Origin of the sequence: Streptomyces sp. NPDC002884 (assembly GCF_040295245.1) — a bacterium.
In the GTDB taxonomy this organism is placed as follows: domain Bacteria; phylum Actinomycetota; class Actinomycetes; order Streptomycetales; family Streptomycetaceae; genus Streptomyces.
Genome location: NZ_JBEOVB010000023.1, coordinates 65535 through 84705, shown reverse-complemented (window position 1 = coordinate 84705; position 19171 = coordinate 65535). Strand labels below are relative to the sequence as shown.

Annotated in this window: 16 protein-coding genes and 2 pseudogenes; 11 read left to right on the top strand and 7 right to left on the bottom strand. The window is 73.8% G+C overall.

Going from position 1 to position 19171, the window contains the following annotated elements; genetic code table 11:
• Window positions 1–23 precede the first annotated feature (23 nt).
• The 3 genes and pseudogenes from ABT070_RS32775 to ABT070_RS32765 all read right to left on the bottom strand — a co-directional run.
• A complete protein-coding gene (locus tag ABT070_RS32775) occupies window positions 24–194 on the bottom strand; it encodes a hypothetical protein (protein ID WP_054241705.1) in 171 nt (56 codons plus the stop codon).
• Window positions 195–280: 86 nt separating this feature from the next.
• The gene (locus ABT070_RS32770; RefSeq protein ID WP_351765980.1) at window positions 281–1102 is read right to left on the bottom strand and encodes a class I SAM-dependent methyltransferase; all 822 of its coding nucleotides are present in this window, start codon (window positions 1100–1102) and stop codon (window positions 281–283) included.
• A gap of 134 nt (window positions 1103–1236) precedes the next feature.
• Window positions 1237–1812: pseudogene (locus tag ABT070_RS32765) on the bottom strand (phosphatase PAP2 family protein); the annotation flags it as partial.
• A 68-nt stretch (window positions 1813–1880) separates the two neighbouring features.
• Between ABT070_RS32765 and ABT070_RS32760 the strand changes: the two are divergent.
• The 3 genes and pseudogenes from ABT070_RS32760 to ABT070_RS32750 all read left to right on the top strand — a co-directional run.
• A complete protein-coding gene (locus tag ABT070_RS32760) occupies window positions 1881–2540 on the top strand; it encodes a histidine phosphatase family protein (RefSeq protein WP_351765976.1) in 660 nt (219 codons plus the stop codon).
• A gap of 87 nt (window positions 2541–2627) precedes the next feature.
• Complete coding sequence (locus ABT070_RS32755; protein WP_351765974.1) at window positions 2628–4247, top strand: ABC-F family ATP-binding cassette domain-containing protein; 1620 nt, start codon at window positions 2628–2630, stop codon at window positions 4245–4247.
• Window positions 4248–4333: 86 nt separating this feature from the next.
• A pseudogene (locus ABT070_RS32750) lies at window positions 4334–4588 on the top strand (DUF6158 family protein); the annotation flags it as partial.
• 506 nt (window positions 4589–5094) lie between these two features.
• Here the strand turns inward: ABT070_RS32750 and ABT070_RS32745 are convergent.
• Together ABT070_RS32745 and ABT070_RS32740 are read right to left on the bottom strand one after the other, a co-directional pair.
• The gene (locus tag ABT070_RS32745; RefSeq protein ID WP_351765972.1) at window positions 5095–5475 is read right to left on the bottom strand and encodes a DUF2795 domain-containing protein; all 381 of its coding nucleotides are present in this window, start codon (window positions 5473–5475) and stop codon (window positions 5095–5097) included.
• Between the two features lie 79 nt (window positions 5476–5554).
• Complete coding sequence (locus ABT070_RS32740; protein WP_351765970.1) at window positions 5555–7351, bottom strand: thiamine pyrophosphate-requiring protein; 1797 nt, start codon at window positions 7349–7351, stop codon at window positions 5555–5557.
• 259 nt (window positions 7352–7610) lie between these two features.
• On the opposite strand from ABT070_RS32740, the gene ABT070_RS32735 reads away from it, so the two are divergent.
• The 4 genes from ABT070_RS32735 to ABT070_RS32720 all read left to right on the top strand — a co-directional run bounded on the left by ABT070_RS32735 (window position 7611) and on the right by ABT070_RS32720 (window position 11896).
• Window positions 7611–8405, top strand: coding sequence for an RNA polymerase sigma factor SigF (locus ABT070_RS32735; protein ID WP_351765968.1), 795 nt, complete (start codon window positions 7611–7613; stop codon window positions 8403–8405).
• A gap of 158 nt (window positions 8406–8563) precedes the next feature.
• The gene (locus ABT070_RS32730) at window positions 8564–9310 is read left to right on the top strand and encodes a hypothetical protein (protein ID WP_351765966.1); all 747 of its coding nucleotides are present in this window, start codon (window positions 8564–8566) and stop codon (window positions 9308–9310) included.
• 280 nt (window positions 9311–9590) lie between these two features.
• The gene (locus tag ABT070_RS32725; protein ID WP_351765964.1) at window positions 9591–10838 is read left to right on the top strand and encodes an aminotransferase class I/II-fold pyridoxal phosphate-dependent enzyme; all 1248 of its coding nucleotides are present in this window, start codon (window positions 9591–9593) and stop codon (window positions 10836–10838) included.
• Window positions 10835–11896 (top strand): MBL fold metallo-hydrolase, encoded by a 1062-nt coding sequence (locus ABT070_RS32720; protein ID WP_351765962.1) that lies wholly within the window; start codon window positions 10835–10837, stop codon window positions 11894–11896. The genes ABT070_RS32725 and ABT070_RS32720 overlap by 4 nt, the downstream gene beginning before the upstream one ends.
• A gap of 209 nt (window positions 11897–12105) precedes the next feature.
• Here ABT070_RS32720 and ABT070_RS32715 read toward each other — a convergent pair whose 3' ends face one another.
• Together ABT070_RS32715 and ABT070_RS32710 are read right to left on the bottom strand one after the other, a co-directional pair.
• Window positions 12106–12735: a DedA family protein gene (locus ABT070_RS32715; protein WP_351765960.1), complete on the bottom strand. Its 630-nt coding sequence runs from the start codon at window positions 12733–12735 to the stop codon at window positions 12106–12108.
• Entirely contained in the window at window positions 12732–13505 is a 774-nt protein-coding gene (locus ABT070_RS32710; protein ID WP_351765958.1) for an MBL fold metallo-hydrolase, read from the bottom strand. Before ABT070_RS32710 ends, ABT070_RS32715 begins: the two co-directional genes overlap by 4 nt.
• An 84-nt stretch (window positions 13506–13589) precedes the next feature.
• On the opposite strand from ABT070_RS32710, the gene ABT070_RS32705 reads away from it, so the two are divergent.
• The 4 genes from ABT070_RS32705 to ABT070_RS32690 all read left to right on the top strand — a co-directional run bounded on the left by ABT070_RS32705 (window position 13590) and on the right by ABT070_RS32690 (window position 19162).
• Window positions 13590–14000 carry a hypothetical protein gene (locus tag ABT070_RS32705; RefSeq protein WP_351765956.1) on the top strand — a complete coding sequence of 137 codons (411 nt, stop codon included), beginning with the start codon at window positions 13590–13592 and terminating at the stop codon, window positions 13998–14000.
• A gap of 84 nt (window positions 14001–14084) precedes the next feature.
• Entirely contained in the window at window positions 14085–16199 is a 2115-nt protein-coding gene (locus tag ABT070_RS32700) for a phage holin family protein (RefSeq protein WP_351765954.1), read from the top strand.
• Window positions 16200–16307: 108 nt separating this feature from the next.
• Complete coding sequence (locus tag ABT070_RS32695; RefSeq protein WP_351765952.1) at window positions 16308–17369, top strand: ATP-binding protein; 1062 nt, start codon at window positions 16308–16310, stop codon at window positions 17367–17369.
• On the top strand, window positions 17366–19162 hold the full coding sequence (locus ABT070_RS32690; RefSeq protein ID WP_351765950.1) for a vWA domain-containing protein: 1797 nt from the start codon (window positions 17366–17368) through the stop codon (window positions 19160–19162). Before ABT070_RS32695 ends, ABT070_RS32690 begins: the two co-directional genes overlap by 4 nt.
• Window positions 19163–19171: the final 9 nt, after the last annotated feature.

The window sequence follows — 19171 nt, the reverse complement described above, 5'->3', positions numbered from 1 at the left end:
CGGTGTTGCTTCGCCGCCTCAGTTCACCACCTGTACCAGCGGCCCCTGCCTCCCGCGGAATTGGTTCCACGAGCCAGGAAGCCGAGCAGCCAGAGGACGAGAACCGCGAGTGCGATCCACCAGAGCAACTTCACCGCGAATCCGGCGCCGAAAAGAATGAGCACCAGCAGCAGAACCAGCAGAACGGGAACCATAGTGTCAACCTCCTGCAATGCGGGTTTCCCGGATCGTGGAGATCATTCGCACTTCATTCACGAGCCGTCCGCGAACCGTTTGCGGGTCAGGTGGCCTTTCGGCACAGGATCTCCGCGTGCAGGACGCTGAACCAGCCGTCCTCCCGCCGTCCCCATTCCCGCCAGGCCTGCGACACGGCGCGCAGTTCCTCCGCCGTGGCGTGCCCGCCCTGCGTGGCGCGCTCCGCGTACGCCGAGGCCACGGTGCGGTCGGCCCACAGGCCGCTCCACCAGGCACGCTCCTCGGCGGTGCTGAAGGTCCAGGTGGCGGAGGTCGCCGTGATGTCGGTGAACCCCGCGGTCAGCGCCCAGGACTTGAGCCGGCGCCCGGCGTCCGGTTCGCCGCCGTTGGCCCGGGCCACCCGGCGGTAGAGGTCCAGCCAGTCGTCCATCCCGGACGAGGCGGGATACCAGGTCATCGCCGCGTAGTCCGAGTCGCGGACCGCGACGTAGCCGCCCGGCTTCGTCACCCGCAGCATCTCGCGCAGCGCCTGCACCGGGTCGCCCACGTGCTGGAGCACCTGATGGGCGTGGACGACGCAGAAGGTGTCGTCCGGGTAGGCCAGGGCGTGCACGTCGGCCACCGCGAAGTCGATGTTGGTCAGGCCCCGCTCGGCGGCCGTGGCCCGCGCCTGGTCCAGGATCCCCGGCGCGTGGTCGACGCCGGTGACGTGTCCGTCGGGGACCAGGGAGGCCAGGTCGGCGGTGATGGTGCCGGGACCGCAGCCGATGTCCAGGATCTTCATGTGGGGCTTCAGCGAACCGAGCAGGTAGGCCGCGGAGTTGGCGGCGGTCCGCCAGGTGTGCGAACGCAGCACCGACTCGTGGTGTCCGTGCGTGTAGACGGCCGTTTCCTGTGCTTTCGGCATGGCTCTGCCCCTTCTCGACGAACCGGGTCCCCGGTTCCCTCACCGTACGCCGATGCTCGGATGGTGAGATCATTCGTCTTGCCATATGGGCTGACGGTATGTCAGACGGAGTCGGTGTCCCGGTGGTTCCGGCGACGGCGGCGCGCGACGTGCCGGACGGCGAACGCGGCGCCCACGCCCAGCGCCGCGCCCGCGAGCACGTCGCTCGGGAAGTGGACGCCCGTGTACACCCGGGACATCGCCACCGAGAACGCGACCGGCGCCACCACCGCGCCCCACACCGGCGACTCCAGGGCGACCCCGGCCGCGAAGGCCGCCGCCGACGCGGAGTGACCGGACGGGAAGGAGGTGGTGATCGGCTGCCGCTTCAGCCGCCGCCCTCGGGGAACCGCGTCCAGCACGGGCCGGGACCGGCGCACCGAGCGCTTGCCGAGGGTGTTGATGGTGAGGGAGGCAAGGCCCAGGGAGGTCAGCCCGCGCACGGCGGCGCGGCGGGCCCGGGGCGTGCCGGACACCGCGAGGGCCGCCGCCGTCGCGAACCAGAGCACGCCGTGGTTCGCGCTGCGGCTCAGCCGCGGCAGGACCGGCTCGGCGGCCGGCCAGTGCCGCTCGGCGGCGAACGCGAACACCTGGTCGTCGAGGGCGAGAAACAGATCGCGCAGGCCGTGCCGGCCGGGCTTCAGGACGGTGAGATCGACATCGGACATCATGCGCTGCGGGTACCCTGAAGTGGCCGTTTCTTGTGCGGGGGCGGCATTCGACACCGGAGGGTCACTGCATGCGACTGCTGCTCGTCCGCCACGGCCAGACCCCCTCGAACGTGGACTACCTGCTCGACACCGCCGTCCCCGGACCCGGCCTCACCGAACTCGGGGCACAGCAGGCCGCTGCCCTGCCGCAGGCCCTCGCCGGCGAGGACATCGAGACCCTCTACGTCTCCACCCTCGTGCGCACCGGGCTCACCGCCGCCCCGCTGGCCGCCGCCCGCGGCCTCGACGTCCTCGTCCGCGACGGCATCCGGGAGATCTCCGCGGGCGACCTGGAGATGGTGCCCGGCAACTCCGAGCACGGCGAGCTCTACATGCGCACCGTCTTCGCCTGGGCGGCGGGCGACGTCGGGCTGCGCATGCCGGGCGGGGAGAGCGGCACCGAGTTCCTGGTGCGGTACGACGCCGTGGTCGCCGAGGCTGCGGCGAGCGGCGCGGGAACCGTCGCGATGGTCAGCCACGGCGCCGCGATCCGCGCCTGGGCGGCCGCCCGCGCCGTCAACGTCGACGTTCCCTACGCCGCCGCCCACCGCCTCGCCAACACCGGCACCGTCGTCCTCGACGGCTCCCCGGCCGACGGCTGGAAGGCCCTGTCCTGGGCGGGCGCCACGGTCGTGCCCGCCGGGGAGGGCGGCCCGGCGGGACAGCCGGTGGCGGGAGCCGGCGGCTGAGGGGCTGAGAGGCGACGGGGTCCTTCCCCGGCCCGCGGCGCATAACGGTTTGCCGCATCCCGTGGGCGGCCCGCAGAATGCGTCCTCATGGGACACCTGGAAGCCGCGCACCTCGAGTACTACCTCCCCGACGGGAGGGCGTTGCTCGGCGACGTGTCCTTCCGGGTGGGCGAAGGGGCCGTGGTGGCGCTGGTCGGACCCAACGGCGCCGGCAAGACGACCCTGCTGCGGCTGATCTCGGCCGAGCTGAAACCGCACGGCGGGACCGTCACCGTGTCCGGCGGTCTCGGCGTGATGCGCCAGTTCGTGGGCTCCGTGCGGGACGAGACCACCGTCCGCGACCTGCTGGTGTCCGTGGCCCCGCCCCGCATCCGTGAGGTCGCGCAGGCCGTCGACCGGGCCGAGCACGCGCTCATGACCGTCGACGACGAGGCCGCGCAGATCCAGTACGCGCAGGCCCTCGCCGACTGGGCCGAGGTGCGCGGGTACGAGGCCGAGACGCTGTGGGACATGTGCACGATGGCCGCGCTCGGCGTCCCCTACGACAAGGCGCAGTTCCGGCTCGTACGCACCCTCTCCGGCGGTGAGCAGAAGCGGCTCGTGCTGGAGGCGCTGCTGCGCGGCACCGACGAGGTGCTGCTGCTCGACGAGCCGGACAACTACCTCGACGTGCCCGGCAAGCGGTGGCTGGAGGAACGGCTGAAGGAGACCCGCAAGACGGTCCTCTTCGTCTCCCACGACCGCGAACTCCTCTCCCGCGCCGCCGAGAAGATCATCTCTGTCGAGCCGGGCCCGGCCGGGGCCGACGCCTGGGTGCACGGCGGCGGCTTCGCCACCTACCACGAGGCCCGCCGCGAACGCTTCGCCCGCTTCGAGGAGCTGCGCCGGCGCTGGGACGAGAAGCACGCCCAGCTGAAGAAGCTGGTCCTGAGCCTCCGACAGGCCGCCTCCATCAGCCATGAGCTGGCCTCCCGCTACCAGGCCGCCCAGACCCGGCTGCGCAAGTTCGAGGAGGCGGGACCGCCGCCGGAGCCGCCCCGCGAGCAGGACATCACGATGCGCCTCAAGGGCGGCCGCACGGGCGTCAGGGCGGTCACCTGCAAGGGCCTGGAGCTCACCGGTCTGATGAAGCCCTTCGACCTGGAGGTCTTCTACGGCGAGCGGGTCGCCGTCCTAGGTTCCAACGGCTCGGGCAAGTCGCACTTCCTGCGGCTGCTGGCCGGCGACACCGTGACGCACACGGGCGAGTGGAAGCTCGGGGCGCGGGTGGTGCCCGGGCACTTCGCCCAGACCCACGCCCACCCCGAGCTGCTGGGCCGCACCCTCCTGGACATCCTGTGGAGCGAACACTCCCAGGACCGGGGCGCGGCCATGTCCCGGCTGCGCCGCTACGAGCTGACCCAGCAGGCCGAACAGACCTTCGACCGGCTTTCCGGCGGCCAGCAGGCCCGATTCCAGATCCTGCTGCTGGAACTGCAGGGCGTCACGGCGCTGCTCCTCGACGAGCCGACCGACAACCTCGACCTGGAGTCCGCCGAAGCCCTCCAGGAGGGCCTCGAGGCGTTCGACGGCACGGTCCTCGCCGTCACCCACGACCGCTGGTTCGCCCGCTCCTTCGACCGCTATCTGGTCTTCGGCAGCGACGGCCGGGTCCGGGAGACCGCGGAGCCCGTGTGGGACGAGCGGCGAGTGGAGCGGGCCCGGTAGGGAGCAGGTCCGCCCGGGGGCCCGGGGGCCGGAATGTTCGTACAGTGGATGCGGAGACCTGCTCCCGGGTGGGGTACCCCACCCGCATGGACGACCACGACGAGCGGGGCATGACCATGACCGGAGTCGACCCGGACCGGCTGGACGACCAGCAGCTCATGAAAGAGCTGGAGACGATCCACCGCACGCGCCACGACACCCTGCTGTACGGCTCGAACGACGCCCTGCGTGCCCACAACGGGCGCATGGCCCAGCTGGAGGGCGAGTACCTGCGCCGTAACCCGCGCCGCTTCGTCTCGCCGGGCCGCACCCGGGACGGGGCGAGGGAACGGGCCGTCGGAGCGGACGAGGTCCACGCGCGCCAGGCCCCGGCCGGGAGCCGGGCGACCGGGGAGGGCGGCCCGGCGGGCACCCCGGTCGGCAAGTGGGGCCGGGGCCGGGGAACGACGAGCGGCCCCGGCGCGGCCTGAGCCCACCGGAGCCGTCCCGCACAGTCCCGTGCGATGTTCCGCGATGCCTGTCTGTATCTGTATGCGGGTGACCGGTCTACCGCGGACTGTCCACTGTGTGCTGCCGGACTGCCGGACTGCCGGACTGCCGGACTGCCGGACTGCCGGACTGCCTGCGCCCGACCGTCGACGACCGGCCTGCCTGCAGCGGCCCGCCCACAGCCACCCGCCTACGGTTGCCCGTCGACGGCCGACCGACGATCCACCGGCCGCAGGTCGTCGGTCAGGCTGTTTCCTGGGCGAACAGGGCCGCCCGGTAGCCGGGTTTCAACGTCCTTTCCGTGTGCTTGCGGCCCCTGTGCCGGCGGGCCCGATCCCGGCGACCGGGTCCCGCGCCGTCACCGGCCGCTCCCGACCAGTGCCTCGGCCAGCTCCTGGACGGTGGCGTAGCGATCCTTGCCCGGCAGTTGCCGTACCGCCTCCACCAGCGCGTCCGGCGCGTTCTTGCGGCGCAGGCCCACGGCAAGCGCGCCCGCGCCCGCGGGGAAGGCACTGCGTCCCAGGGTCCGCGCCAGCTCCAGCCGCACGGTCTCCAGCGTCGCCCGGGGGCTCCCGGGCACCACCGGCCCGCCCCAGATCTCGGGGTCGTCCTCGGCGGACGGCTCGGGGTCGTGCCACTCCTCCACCCGCGTGGGGTGGCCGGACCTCAGCAGACCCTGCAATTCGTGCTTCATCTCGTCGTCCCGGTGCACGCTCAGCCGGTCGCTGCCTCGCTGCATGTCTCTCCCTCCAGGCCTTCTCTCGGCGTCGGTGGCCACCGCGTACCCGAGCACAGGGAGCCGACACAGGGTCGCCGGACTACTTCTCCTGCCGCCCCGGCAGAAACTCCTGGAGCTTCGCCCTGAAGCCCTGTTTGATCATGGAGTTCCGGTCGGCGTCGCCCTTGAGGGCCGAGGAGAGCGTGGCCTCGATCTGCTCCCAGGTGGCGTGCGGCGGGACCGGCGGCACGGCCGGGTCGGTGAGGAACTCGACGACCGCGGGGCCGTCCGCCTCCAGGGCCGTACGCCAGCCCGGCTCCACGTCCTGCGGCGTCTCCACCCGCACCCCGGTCAGCCCCAGGGAGCGGGCGAACTCCGCGTACGGCACGTCCGGCAGTTCCTGCGAGGGCAGGAACGACGGGGCGCCGCCCATGGCGCGCATCTCCCACGTCACCTGGTTCAGATCGCGGTTGTTCCACACCGCGACGACCAGCCGCGGGTCCGACCAGCGGTCCTTGTACTTGGCGGCCGTGATCAGCTCCGCGAGCCCGTTCATCTGCATCGCCCCGTCCCCCACCAGCGCGATCACCGGCCGGTCCGGGTGGGCGAACTTCGCGCCGATCGCGTACGGCACGCCGCAGCCCATCGTCGCCAGCGTGCCGGAGAGGGAGCCGCGCATGCCGGGGCGCAGCGCGAGGTGGCGGGCGTACCAGTTCGCCACCGAGCCCGAGTCCGAGGTGACGATCGCGTCGGGCGGGAGCAGCGGGGACAGCGCGCGGGCCACGTACTCCGGGTTGATCGGGTCGGCCGACAGCCGCGCCCGCCGGTCCAGGACGTCGTCCCAGCGCCGTACGTTGTCACAGACGGTGTCGAACCACTCCCGGCCGCGTTCCTCGCCCCTGATCATCGGGATCAGCCGGCGCAGGGTCTCCCGCGCGTCGCCGACGAGGTTCACCTCGTACGGGTAGCGCATCCCGATCATGTGCGGATCGAGGTCGATCTGCACGCCCCGCGCCTTGCCGAACTCGGGCAGGAACTGCGTGTACGGGAAGGACGAGCCGATCGTCAGGAGGGTGTCGCAGTCGCGCATCAGCTCGTAGGACGGCCGGGTGCCGAGCAGGCCGATCGAGCCGGTGACGTAGGGGAGTTCGTCGCTCAGGACGTCCTTGCCGAGCAGTGCCTTCGCGACGCCGGCGCCGAGCAGTCCGGCGATCCGCTCGACCTCGGTCCGGGCCCCGGCGGCACCCTGGCCGACCAGGATCGCCACCTTGTCACCGGAGTTGAGGATGTCGGCGGCCCGCCGCAGGGGCTCCTCCGACGGGATCGTCGTCCCGTCGCTCAGGCCGAGACTGGACGGCACCATCTTGAACTCGTGGGTGGGCGCCGCGTAGGCGAGCTCCTGCACGTCCCCGGGAATGATCACCGCGGTCGGGCAGCGACGGGCGTACGCGGTGCGGATCGCCCGGTCCAGGACGTTCGGCAACTGCTCGGGGACCGTCACCGTCTCCACGAACTCCGAGGCGACGTCCTTGAACAGCGTGTGCAGGTCCACCTCCTGCTGGTACGAGCCGCCCATCGCCGAGCGGTGCGTCTGACCGACGATCGCGAGGACCGGCACATGGTCGAGCTTCGCGTCGTACAGGCCGTTGAGCAGATGGATCGCGCCCGGCCCCGAGGTCGCCACGCACACCCCGAGCCGGCCGCTGAACTTGGCGTAGCCGACCGCCTGGAACGCGGACATCTCCTCGTGCCGCGACTGTACGAAACGCGGCTCGTCCCCGGCCCGGCCCCAGGCGGCGAGCAGGCCGTTGATGCCGTCGCCGGGATAGCCGAAGACCTGCTCCACCCCCCACTCCCGCAGGCGCTGAAGAACGTGGTCGGAGACCTTGACGCTCATGGAAGTGACCTCCTGGGCAGGGGACATGGACACGGTGTGAAGGCCGCGTCCCGCTCCGGGTGACCCCGGGAGCCGTGGGAAAACCTGGGCGGGTGTTTGGCGGGGGGAGTCCGGGGCAGGCGCGCCACAGTGCTTCGGACCGGAGGCACGTCCGTGGGAGGGCGCGAATTCGCGACCCCCGGCGGCCCGGTCGGGCCGCTGTCGCGCTTCCCCGGTGACCGGCCAACCCAAAGCACTGCCGAGGGAGTTGCCACACCCCATGCCGAACCGAACGCACGTGAAGCGCCACCCGCACGACGACGCCCCCGACACCGCCGACGCCTTCCGCAGGCTCGCCGCCCTGCCCCCGGGACCCCGGCGCGACACGCTCCGCTCCCAGATCGTGGAGGCCTGGCTGCCCATGGCCGACCGCCTCGCCGGCCGCTTCCGCAACCGCGGCGAGGCCTTCGACGACCTGCGCCAGGTCGCCGCCCTCGGCCTGGTCAAGGCCGTCGACCGCTACGACCCCGACCTCGGGAACGCTTTCGAGAGCTACGCCGTCCCCACCGTCACCGGTGAGATCAAGCGGCACTTCCGCGACCACATGTGGACCCTGCACGTGCCGCGCCGGGTCCAGGAACTGCGCAACCGGGTGCGCTTCGCCGACCAGGACCTGGCCCGGACCGTCTCCGGGCGGCGGCCCACCGTCGCCGAGATCGCCGAGCGCGCGCAGCTGAGCGAGGAGGAGGTGCGCATCGGGATGGCGGCGCTGGAGAGCTTCACCGCGCTGTCGCTGGACGCGGAGCTGCCGGGCAGCGAGGACGGCTACTCGCTGAGCGACGTGCTGGGGGCGGCGGACCCGGCGCTGGGCACGGTCGTCGACCGGGAGGCCGTCAGGGACCGGCTCGCCGCGCTGCCCGAGCGGGAACGGGCGATCTTGTACATGAGGTTCTTCGAGGACATGACGCAGAGCCGGATCGCGGAGCGGCTGGGCATCTCGCAGATGCATGTGTCCCGGCTGATCAACCGCTGCTGCAACCGGTTGCGGGAACAGGTCCTGGACGACGTGGTCTAGCACGGCCCGCCGACGCGCGCGGGCGCCGACGGTCACCCGGTTGGTGGCCTGTGTCCCGCCAATGGCGTCCGGCCGCGCGCGGCCGGCGGGCCCTCGGGCTCTGATGGCTGTGGGGCGAGAACGCCCCGCCCGCAGCCGTCGGCCGAAGGAACCGTGCCATGCGTCGCACCGCTCACCTCCTCTCCTCCCTCGCCGTGGCCGGCGCCGTGCTGGTCGCCGTGGGTCCGGCGGCGTTCGCGGACCCGGCGGCGGAGGTCAGCCCGGGCAGCGTCGCCCCGGGCGGCAGCGTCACCGTCTCCGTCTCCTGCGGTCCCCTCGGCGCCGCCGCGCCCGAGAGCCTCGACGCCACCTCGCAGGCCTTCGCCGAGGGCACCGTCAAACTGAGCATGGTCCCCGGCGCCGACGGCGCGCAGTCCGGGTCCGCCTACCGTGGCACCGCCCACATCGCGCCCGCCGCCGACCTCGAGGTGAGCCCGGAGGCGGTCGGACCCGACGCCGCCTGGACCGTCGACGGCACCTGCCCGGCGGCGCCCGGCGGACAGGGCAAGCCGTGGAGCGCGACCCTGGACGTCGCGCGCGGCGCACCGCAGCCGTGCGGGCCGGTGGCCACCGCGTCCTGCGGCACCACCCGGCCCTGTCCGCAGGTCCCGGGCGCCGCCACGGCGCACACCGACACCTGCCGCACCGTCCAGCCGTGCGTCCCGCCCGAGCCCCGGCCCCGTGCCGCACCGTCCCACGAGAGCGACTGCGCCCCCGCCACCGTCGGGCACGGCGTCCAGGCCGGTGAGGGCGGCGCCTTCACCGACTCCGTTCCCGCGCTCGCCGCCGGTGGCCTCCTGATCGCCGGAGCGCTCGGCGCCGCCGTGCACCGGCTGCGCCGCCGGGACCCCGAGGGCGGCGCCTGACCCGCCGGAGACCCGGACCGGCCGCTGTGACCGGCGCAACCTGCGCGGCCGGCCATGGGGTGCGGTCCCACGGGGTACTCAGAACGCAGGGGCACGATCGGCCCCGTACGGGCGTCCGGCCCCGCAGGACCGCCGGGCCCCGCACGGGACGCCCCGCCCCGCCCGGCCCACGACGACGTCCGACGGCCGGGTACGGCACAGCGCCGGACACACGCCGGACACGCCGGACACGGCGCCAGGACCAGGCAGGGCACCAGGGACGGACTGCGCGGAGGACGACATGCGGCGGACGGAAGCCGAGGACCACGGGCCCGTCCGCTACGGCCCGCCGCTGCCCTCGGACGGCCTGCCGGTACTGCCGGAACTCGTCTCGGTGCTCGCCGAGGCCGCCGGCCGCGCCGACGCCGAGCCGGTCGGCGGCGGCCCCGCCCTGCTCGACGCCGCCCGCGGCTACTGGGAGCGCCGCGGCACCCCCGCCGAGCCGGGGCGCATCGTGGCCGGGCCCGGCGCCCCCGCCCTGCTGCTGGCGCTGACCGCCGCCCTGGGCGGCGACGTCCTGGTGCCCCGGCCCTGCGCGGCCTGGTGGGCGCCGTACGCACGTCTGTTGGGAAGACCCGTCTTCCATGTGGCGACGCCCGCCGAGTGCGGCGGCGTCCCGGACCCCTACGCCCTGCTGGAGACCGTGCGCCGGGTGCGTGCCGAGGGCGGCGACCCGAGGCTGCTGGTGCTGTCCGTCGCCGACGATCCGACCGCGACCGTCGCGCCGCCCGAGGTGCTGCACGAGGCGGTGGAGGCCGCCGCGGGCGAGGGCCTGCACCTCGTCAGCGACGAGACCTGGCGCGACACGCTGCACGCGCCGCAGGACACCGTGCTGGTCAGCCCCGCCGAGATGCTCCCGGAGCACGTCACCGTGGTCAGCGACCTCGCCGGCGCGCTGCTGCCCACCGGCTGGCCGGCGGCCGTCGCCCGGTTCCCCGCCTCGGCCACCGGCGACGACCTGCACGCGCGTGTGCTCGACGTCCTCACCGCGCTCGGCGCGCGCGTGGCCGCCCCGGTCGCCGCCGCGGCCGGATACGCCCTCGCCGAGCCCGAGCCGGTCACGGCGCGCGTCGCCGCCGCCGTACGCCTGCACGCGCGCGTGGCGGGCGCCGTGCACGCCACCGTGGTCGCCGCGGGCGGCCTCGCCCTGCCGCCCCGGGCCGGCCGTCATCTGTACGTCGATCTCGGGCCGCTGCGCACCGCGCTCACCGCGCACGGCGTCGGCGACGCACAGGACCTGGAGGACTTCCTCTCCGCCCGGCTCGGGATGCCCGCGCCGGGCGGACACCGTTTCGGGGACGAGCTCGGCGCGCTGCGCGTCCGGCTGTCCACCGGGATGCTGCTGGACGGTACGGACGCACAGCGCGCGCAATGCCTCACATCCCCCGCGCCGTTGGAACTGCCGCAGGTGCAACGCGCGTTGACGCTCTTGGGATCGGTCTTCGACGATCTCCGTGACGACGCTCAGCGATGGGAGCCTCCTCGATGACGCAGCAGTCCGAGTCGCCCGCCACCGGCATGCTGACCGCGGCGGACGCCGACGCCCCGGCCCCCCGGTCCCCGCTCGCGCCCCCCGCCCCGCCGCTCGCCGAGCCCCGCCCGCCGGGGGAGCGGCGGGTGTGGCCGCGGACCTTCCACGACCGGCTGACCTCACCGCTGCCCGGCCTCAAGGCCCTCGCCCGGTTCGCCCGCGAGGGTTCCGTACGGCCCGGCAGGGACGGCCTCGCCGACATTCCCCGGCTGCCCTTCGCGCCCGCCCCGCTGCCCCGGGTGGACGCCCGTACCGTCGCCGTCTCCTGGGCGGGGCACGCCAGTTGGGTGGTGAGCGTCGGCGGCCTCACCGTCCTCACCGACCCGGTCTGGTCCCGTCGCATCCTCGGCACCCCCGCCCGGATCACCCCCGTCGGCGTCCCCTGGGAGGCGCTCCCGCGCGTCGACGCCGTCGTCATCAGCCACAACCACTACGACCACCTCGACGCCCCCACGCTGCGCCGGCTCCGGCGCGACACGCCCGTGTTCGTGCCGGCCGGGCTCGGACGCTGGTTCCTGCGCCGCCGGTTCACCCGGATCACCGAGCTGGACTGGTGGGAGGCGGCCGAACTCCGCGGTGTCCGCTTCGACTTCGTGCCGTCCCACCACTGGTCCAAGCGCTCCCTCACCGACACCTGCCACTCCCTCTGGGGCGGCTGGGTGCTCACCGCCCCCGACGGGCAGCGCGTCTACTTCGCCGGGGACACCGGCTACGGCCACTGGTTCTCCCGCATCGGCCGGCGCCACCCCGGCATCGACCTCGCCCTGCTGCCCATCGGCGCCTACGACCCCCGCTGGTGGCTCAGTGACGTCCACTGCGACCCGGAGGAGGCGGTCCGCGCCACCCTCGACCTCGGGGCGCGGCGGATGGCCCCGATGCACTGGGGCACGTTCGTGCTGTCCGCCGAGCCGGTCCTCGAACCCCTCACCCGCGTGCGCGCGGCCTGGGAGAAGGCGGGGCTGGCGCGGGACGACCTGTGGGACCTCCCGGTGGGTGGCGCACGGGTACTGGAGTAGTACCGGCACCGAGGAGGCACGGGCCCGGAGCGGCACCGGCACCGGCACTGGGGCAGTACGGGTACCGGAGCGGCATGGGCCACTGGGGCAGTACGGGTACCGGAGCGACACGGGCCCCGCGCACCACGGTCGCCGGACCGGCAAGAGCGGCCCGGACAGGCAAAATCGCCCCGGACCGGGCGCGATGCCGGACCGGTACGGTCGCCGGGCTAGGCGGCCCTGGTTCCCCGGGCCCGGCGCCACAGGCTCGGGGCCGCGCCGATCACCACGGTCAGCGCGACCGCGGCGACCACGCCCTCCCAGGGCTCGGGGAACAGCGAGCCGCCGAGGATCCCGATCAGCTGGTAGGTCAGCGTCCAGGCCAGACACGCCGGGAGATTGCCCCGCACGAAGCGGCGCAGCGGCCACTCCGCCATCAGACAGGCCAGCATCACCGGTATCCGGCCCGCGGGCACCAGCCGGGACAGCACCAGGACGGCCGTGCCGTGGTGGGCGAGCTTGTCCTGCGCCTGCGCCAGCCGCTCCTCGGGCGCCCGCGAGCGGATCGCCTCCAGCCAGCGCGAGCCGTTCTTCGACCGCATCCCGCGCCGCCCCAGCCAGTACAGCGCCGCGTCCCCGCAGAAGGCCGCGAGCGACGCCGTCAGGAACACCATCGCCAGCGCGTACGGCACCGTCTGATGGACGGCGACCGCGGCCGCGGTGCTCACCAGCGCCCCCGTGGGCACCACCGGCACCAGCGCCCCGATCAGCACCAGCAGGAACAACGACGGATAGCCGAGGGCCTGCTGCGTGGCCTCCGTCGGCACGACCGTCACGGTCGCGGCGAGCCACCATTTCACCGGGAGACCTCCGGGCGCACGCTCTCCCCGTGCCCGAGCCGGTGCACGGCCACGCCCGGCGCCCGTTCCGCCGCGAGCCGTACGAACTCCTCGCCGGGGGCATGGAATTCATGGGGGCGCACGGCGTCCATGCCGATCGGCCAGTACGTGCCGTAGTGCACCGGCACCGCGGTGCGCGGCGCCAGCCGGACCAGCGCCTCGGCCGCGCGCCCGGCGTCCAGGTGCCCCTCGCCGAGATACGGCCCCCAGCCGCCCACCGGCAGCAGCGCCACGTCGACCGGCCCGACCTCCTCGGCCATACCGTCGAACAGGCCGGTGTCCCCGGCGAAGTACGTCCTGGCCTCGCCCTCGACGACGTACCCGAGCGCGGGGGAGTGGTGCCGTCCGACCGGCAGCCGCCGCCCGTCGTGGCGCGCGGGGACGGCCCGTATCCGCACGTCGCCGACGGCGATCTCGTCCCCCGGCGCCATCTCGCTCAGCCGCAGATGCCGCAGCCGGCGCAGCCCGGGGACGGCGCGCGGCGCGCCCCGGGGCACCAACAGGCGCGTGCCCGGCGCAAGGCGCGCCAGCGAGGGCACATGGAGATGGTCGGCGTGCAGGTGGGAGACGAGCGCCACGTCCGCGCGCCAGGCGCCGGGCGGGGGCACCGCGCCCCGCCGGCGGCGCAGATGCGCGAGGCGGCGCGCGAACAGGGGATCGGTGAGCACACGTACGCCCGAATCCTCGACCGTGCAGGTGGCGTGCCCCCACCACGTGATCTCCACCGCCACCTCTTTGCCTCCTTCGCGCGACTCCCCCGAAGCCTACGGGCAGGAGTAGGGTCGGCGGCGAAACCCGGAGGTGAGGGGGACGCCATGGGACCGGTGCGGGTCATGCGGGTCACGGCGATCGCGAGTCTGACGCCGCTCGAGGAACTGGACGCCGATCCCTTCCTGGTGGATTCCCGCAGCCAGCACGCGATGTGCGCGCGGTGGGCCGCGGAGCGCGGCTATGTCGTCGGCCGGGAACTGCTGGTGCGCGGGCTGCGCGCCGACCACTGTGTGCTGTGGGACGGGATCCGGGCCGACGTCGACCTGTTCGTCGCGCCGAGCCGCCGGGTCCTCGAGAGCGCGCTGTCGTCCGTCGAGGAGTTCTCCGCGGAGTGCGCCCGGCGCGGGGTGCGGGTGGAGACGGTCGGCAGCGCCGAGCCCGCCTACGACGCGCAGATGAAGGCCCGGGTGCACCGGAGGCTGTCGATGCCGACGGCCGGCTACGACGGGCGATAGCCGCGGGCCGGCCGCCACCGCGGTGTGACAGGGTGGAGGACGGCCCCCGCGGGCGTCGGGGCCGGAACGTGAGGTGTACGGGGCGTGCGTGGGGTGCGTTGGCGGCGGGCCGCCAGTCAGGTCGGACGGAGCGTCGCGGTGTGGGCGGTCTCCACGCTCACCATGCTGGTGCTCGCGGGGATCCTGCCCGACTTCCGGCTCCAGTCCGCCGACGGGGACAGCGCCACCACCATCGCCAGGACCGCCGCCGTCGGCGCCGGGGTGTTCGGTGTGCTGTCGGCCCTGGCCTGGCCCCTGCTGGTGCGTCTGCTGCTGCTCGTCCCGGCGCTGGTCCTCGGTCTGCTGGTGTTCTTCCTCAACGGCTCGCTGCTGCTGCTCGCCCTGCGCCTGAACCCCTCCGGGCAGAGCGAGGTGGCCCCCGAGACCGCCGTGATCGTCGCCGCCGTGATGTCCGCCGTCGCCTCCGCGACGGGCGGCGCCCTGGCCGTACGCGACGACGACGCCTACCGCCGCCGCCTGTACCGGCTCGCCGACCGCCGTCGAAGAGGCGGCGCCGCCTGCCCCTCCACGCCGGGCACCGTCTTCCTCCAGCTCGACGGCGTCGGCCACGACGTGCTGGCCTCGGCGGTGCGCAAGGGACTGATGCCGACCGTCGCCCGATGGCTGGGCGGCGTCCCGCACGAGGGCCGGGCGCAGAGCCTCGCACGGAGCGGCGCCCCCCGCCCCAGCCACCGGCTCACCCCGTGGCACACCGACTGGTCCAGCCAGACCGGCGCCAGCCAGCTCGGCATCCTGCACGGCAGCAACCACGACGTGCCCGCCTTCCGCTGGTACGAGAAGGACACCGGGGAGGTGATGGTCTGCAACCGCCCCACCAGCGCCGCCGAACTCCAGCGCCGTGCGGTCGAACGCACCGGTGACGGCGGTCTGCTCTCCGCCGACGGCGCGAGCCGCGGCAACCTCTTCAGCGGCGGCGCCGACGAGCAGGCCCTCGTGCTGTCCATCGCCACCCGCCGACGCAGCCGGGAGACCCGGTCCCGGGCCGGCTACTTCGCCTACTTCTCCGACCCGGCCAACGCCGTGCGCACAGCCCTGTCGTTCGTCGCCGAGGTCGTCCGCGAGACGGTCCAGTCCACCCGCGCCCGGCTGCGCAGGGAGCGCCCGCGCGTCGGACGCGGCGGCCTCTACCCGCTGGTCCGCGCCTTCGCGACGGTCGTCGAACGCGATGTCGTGGTGGCCGCCGTGATGGGCGACATGCTCGCCGGCCGCACCTCCGTCTACGCCGACCTGGTGGCGTACGACGAGGTCGCGCACCACTCCGGGCCGCTCGGCCGGGACACCGAGCAGGTCCTCGGCCGCCTCGACCGGGCGCTCGCGCTGCTCGAGAACGTCGCCGAGCACGCCCCCCGCCCCTACCGGATCGTCGTACTGTCCGACCACGGCCAGAGCCCCGGCGAAACGTTTCGTGCCCGCTACGGCCTCACCCTCGGCGATCTGGTGCGGGCCGGCTGCGGGCTGCCCGTGCCGCGCAGGGCCGAACGCACCCACAGCGGTGCCGAGGCCCGCGCCGCCGTCCGCGCGGCGCTGCGCCGGCCGGTCGAGGAGGGCGGCGAACGCCATCGCCCGTCCGGCCGCCGCTCGGAACCGATCGTGCTGGCCTCGGGCAACCTCGGGCTGATCTCCTTCCCGGACGTGCCGCACCGGATGAGCAAGGAGGAGATCGACGCCCGCCACCCCGCCCTGCTGACCACCCTCGCCAACCACCCCGGCATCGGCTTCCTCCTCGTCCGCAGCGAGGAGCACGGCGGGGTCGTCCTCGGCGCGTACGGCGCGGAGATCCCGCTGGACCGACTCGACCGGACGCCCGGCCCGCTGGCCGCCTTCGGACCCGGCGCCGCCGACGCCGTGCGCCGCACCCACTCCTTCCCGCACACCGCCGACATCATGGTCAACTCCTTCCACGACCCGGCCGACGGCGAGGTCCTCGCCTTCGAGGAGCAGATCGGCTCCCACGGCGGCCTCGGCGGAGCCCAGGGCAGACCGTTCCTGCTGTCCCCGATCGCACTGTCCGCACCCGTCGAGGACGACGAGGAGCTGACCGGCGCGGAGCACCTGCACCGCGTCCTGCGCCGCTGGCTGCGCGAGTCCGACGGGCCCCAGGTACCGCTGGAGACGGGACCGCAGGAGCGCGCCGCCTGAAAATCGGCTGCGCCGCGAGGGCCGTACGCACACACTGTCCGTACTGATCCGTTCGTCCGGATCCCGCGCACTCGCGCGCCCTTCCCGCATCCCTCCGAGGAGCCTTCTTTGCAGGCTGCCGTCACCGTCACTCCTTCCCGTATCCCCGAACTGCTCCTCGGCCTCGCCACCGTGCGGCCGGTGTTCCTCTGGGGCGCCCCCGGCATCGGAAAGTCCTCCCTGGTAAGGGACTTCGCCGAGTCGCTGGGGCTGGAGTGCGTGAGCCTGCTCGGTACCCAGCTCGCGCCCGAGGACCTGATCGGCGTTCCCCAGATCCGGGACGGACGCTCGGTGTTCTGCCCGCCGGAGGCCATCGCCCGTGACGAGCCGTACTGCCTGTTCCTGGACGAACTCAACGCGGCCACGCCCGATGTGCAGAAGGCGTTCTACTCCCTCATCCTCGACCGGCGGATCGGCAACTACGAGCTCCCCAGGGGCTCGATCGTCATCGGCGCCGGGAACCGGGCCACGGACAACGCGCTCGCGCGGCCCATCGCCTCCGCGCTCGTCAACCGCCTCACCCACGTCCACCTCGAGGCGTCCGCGAAGGACTGGCTGAAGTGGGCCGCGGGCAACGACATCCACCCGTGGGTCCTCGACCACCTCACCGACCGGCCCGACCACCTGTGGTCCAAGCCGCCGAAAACCGAGGAACCGTTTTCCACCCCCCGCTCCTGGCACATGCTCTCCGACGCGCTGCACTCCTTCGGGCGCGACCTCGACGAGGACACCCTCACGGTGCTCGCGCACGGCACCCTGACGCCCGCGCACGCCATCGCCTTCCGCGGCTACGTCAAGATCGTGCGCAGCCGGTACGGCATCGAGGCCATCCTCAAGGGCGAGGCCCCCTGGCCGCGCCGGGTCGAGGACCGCGACCTGCTCTACTACCTCGCCGACTCCTTCCGCGGCCGGCTCGTCAAGGAACTCCCCGCCGTCAGGGAGCACATGTCGTCGAAGGGGCGGCAGACCGCGTACCGCGCCAAGTCGCTGCTCGTCCAGCTCGCCGAGATCTCCGTCGAGATCGCCCAGACCGTCATCGCCTCCGACGCCGACGGCAACCCCGTGCTGCCCGCCTGGTTCCTGGTCGAGGCGGCCCGGGACATGCCCCGCCTGGTGGAGGCGCGCCGGTGAGACGCGAGGACCGGGACAAGAAGAAGCGGGAACTCGCGGGTGAGGCGTTCGCGGCCGGGAGACACGCGATGTACGGCAACCCGGCCTTGGCCGCCGTCGACTTCGAGACCTGCCGCCGTGAGGAGTGCACCATGGCTCCCCGCGAGGGACTCGTCCGCGCCGACTCCAACGGCACCCTGCACGCCCACCCCACCCGGTTCGCCGACCCCGCCGTCTGGGCCTGGTCGCTCGCCCACGCCGCCCTCCACCTCGGCTTCGGACACCTCCCGGCGTCCCCGCACGAGCGCGCCCAGCCCGACCGGTACGACCTCGCCGCGCGCTGCATGGTCGTCAACCGTTTTCTGCTGGCCTTTCCGGTCGGCCGCGTCCCCGACGAGCTGCCCACGTCGTACCCGGGCGGCGACGAGGAACAGCTCGCCGCCCGCTGGCGGCGCACCGGGCTCCCGGCCGCCTACGAGCACTGCGGCACCGCGGGGACGGCCGCCGACCAGGTGCTCGTGCGCTGGACCTGGTCCGGGCGCCGGATGCCGGACTGGCCGCTGGCCTTCGCCACCGCCCTGACCGGGACCGTGTCCGCCGCGATGGACATGGCGGGCGGCCGCCGCACGTCCCTCAGCGGCGAGGTGACCCCCCTGCGCCCCTGGGAACGCGCGCTGAGCTGGTTCGTCTCGTCCTACCCGCTGCTCGGCGGGCTCGCGGCCGGCATCAAGCTCGTCGCCGACGCCGAACTCGCCCGCGCGCACGGCATCTCGATCGCCGCCGTGAACGCGGAGGCGGGCGAGATCTACATCAACCCGCTGCGCCGCTACGACGACGAGGAGTGGCGGTTCGTCCTCGCCCACGAGATGCTGCACGCCGCCCTGCGCCACGGCGACCGCTGCGGCACCCGCGACCCCTACCTCTTCAACGTCGCCTGTGACTACGTCGTCAACGGCTGGCTGCGCGAGATGCAGGTCGGCACCATGCCCGAAGGGCTGCTGTACGACGCCGAGTTGGCGGGTCTGTCGGCCGAGGAGGTGTACGACCGCATCACCGTGGACCTGCGCCGGATGCGGCGGCTGGCCACCCTGCGCGGCAAGGGCCTCGGCGACATTCTCGGCGCCCCGCTCGGCCCGCCCCACGACTACGTCGACCTCGACGGCTTCTACCGCCGCGGTCTCGCGCAGGGCCTCGACCTGCACCAGCGGCAGGAACGCGGTCTGCTGCCCGGCGGGTTGGTGGAGGAGATCCGCGCGCTCAGTCACCCGCCGCTGCCCTGGGACGCCCAACTGGCCCGCTGGTTCGACGAGTTCGTACCACGCCCCGAGCCGGTGCGGACCTACGCCCGTCCCGCGCGCCGGCAGGCCTCCACTCCCGACATCCCGCGCGCCGGCCGCTGGTTCCCGCCCGAGGAGATCGCCCGCTGCACCTTCGGCGTCGTCCTGGACACCTCCGGCTCCATGGACCGCACCCTGCTCGGCAAGGCGCTCGGCGCCATCGCCTCCTACGCCGAGGCCCGCGACGTCCCGGCCGCCCGGGTCGTGTTCTGCGACGCGGAGGCGCACGACGCGGGCTATCTGCCGGTCACCGAGATCGCCGGCCGGGTCCGGGTGCACGGTCGCGGCGGCACGGTCCTGCAGCCCGGCATCGATCTGCTGCACCGCGCCGACGACTTCCCGCCGGGCGCGCCGCTGCTCGTCATCACCGACGGCTGGTGCGATGTGCTGCGGGTACGGCGGGAACACGCGTACCTGATCCCGCAGGGCGGTCGACTGCCGTTCACCGCACGGGGGCCGGTGTTCCGGGTGCGGTGAACGACTCGC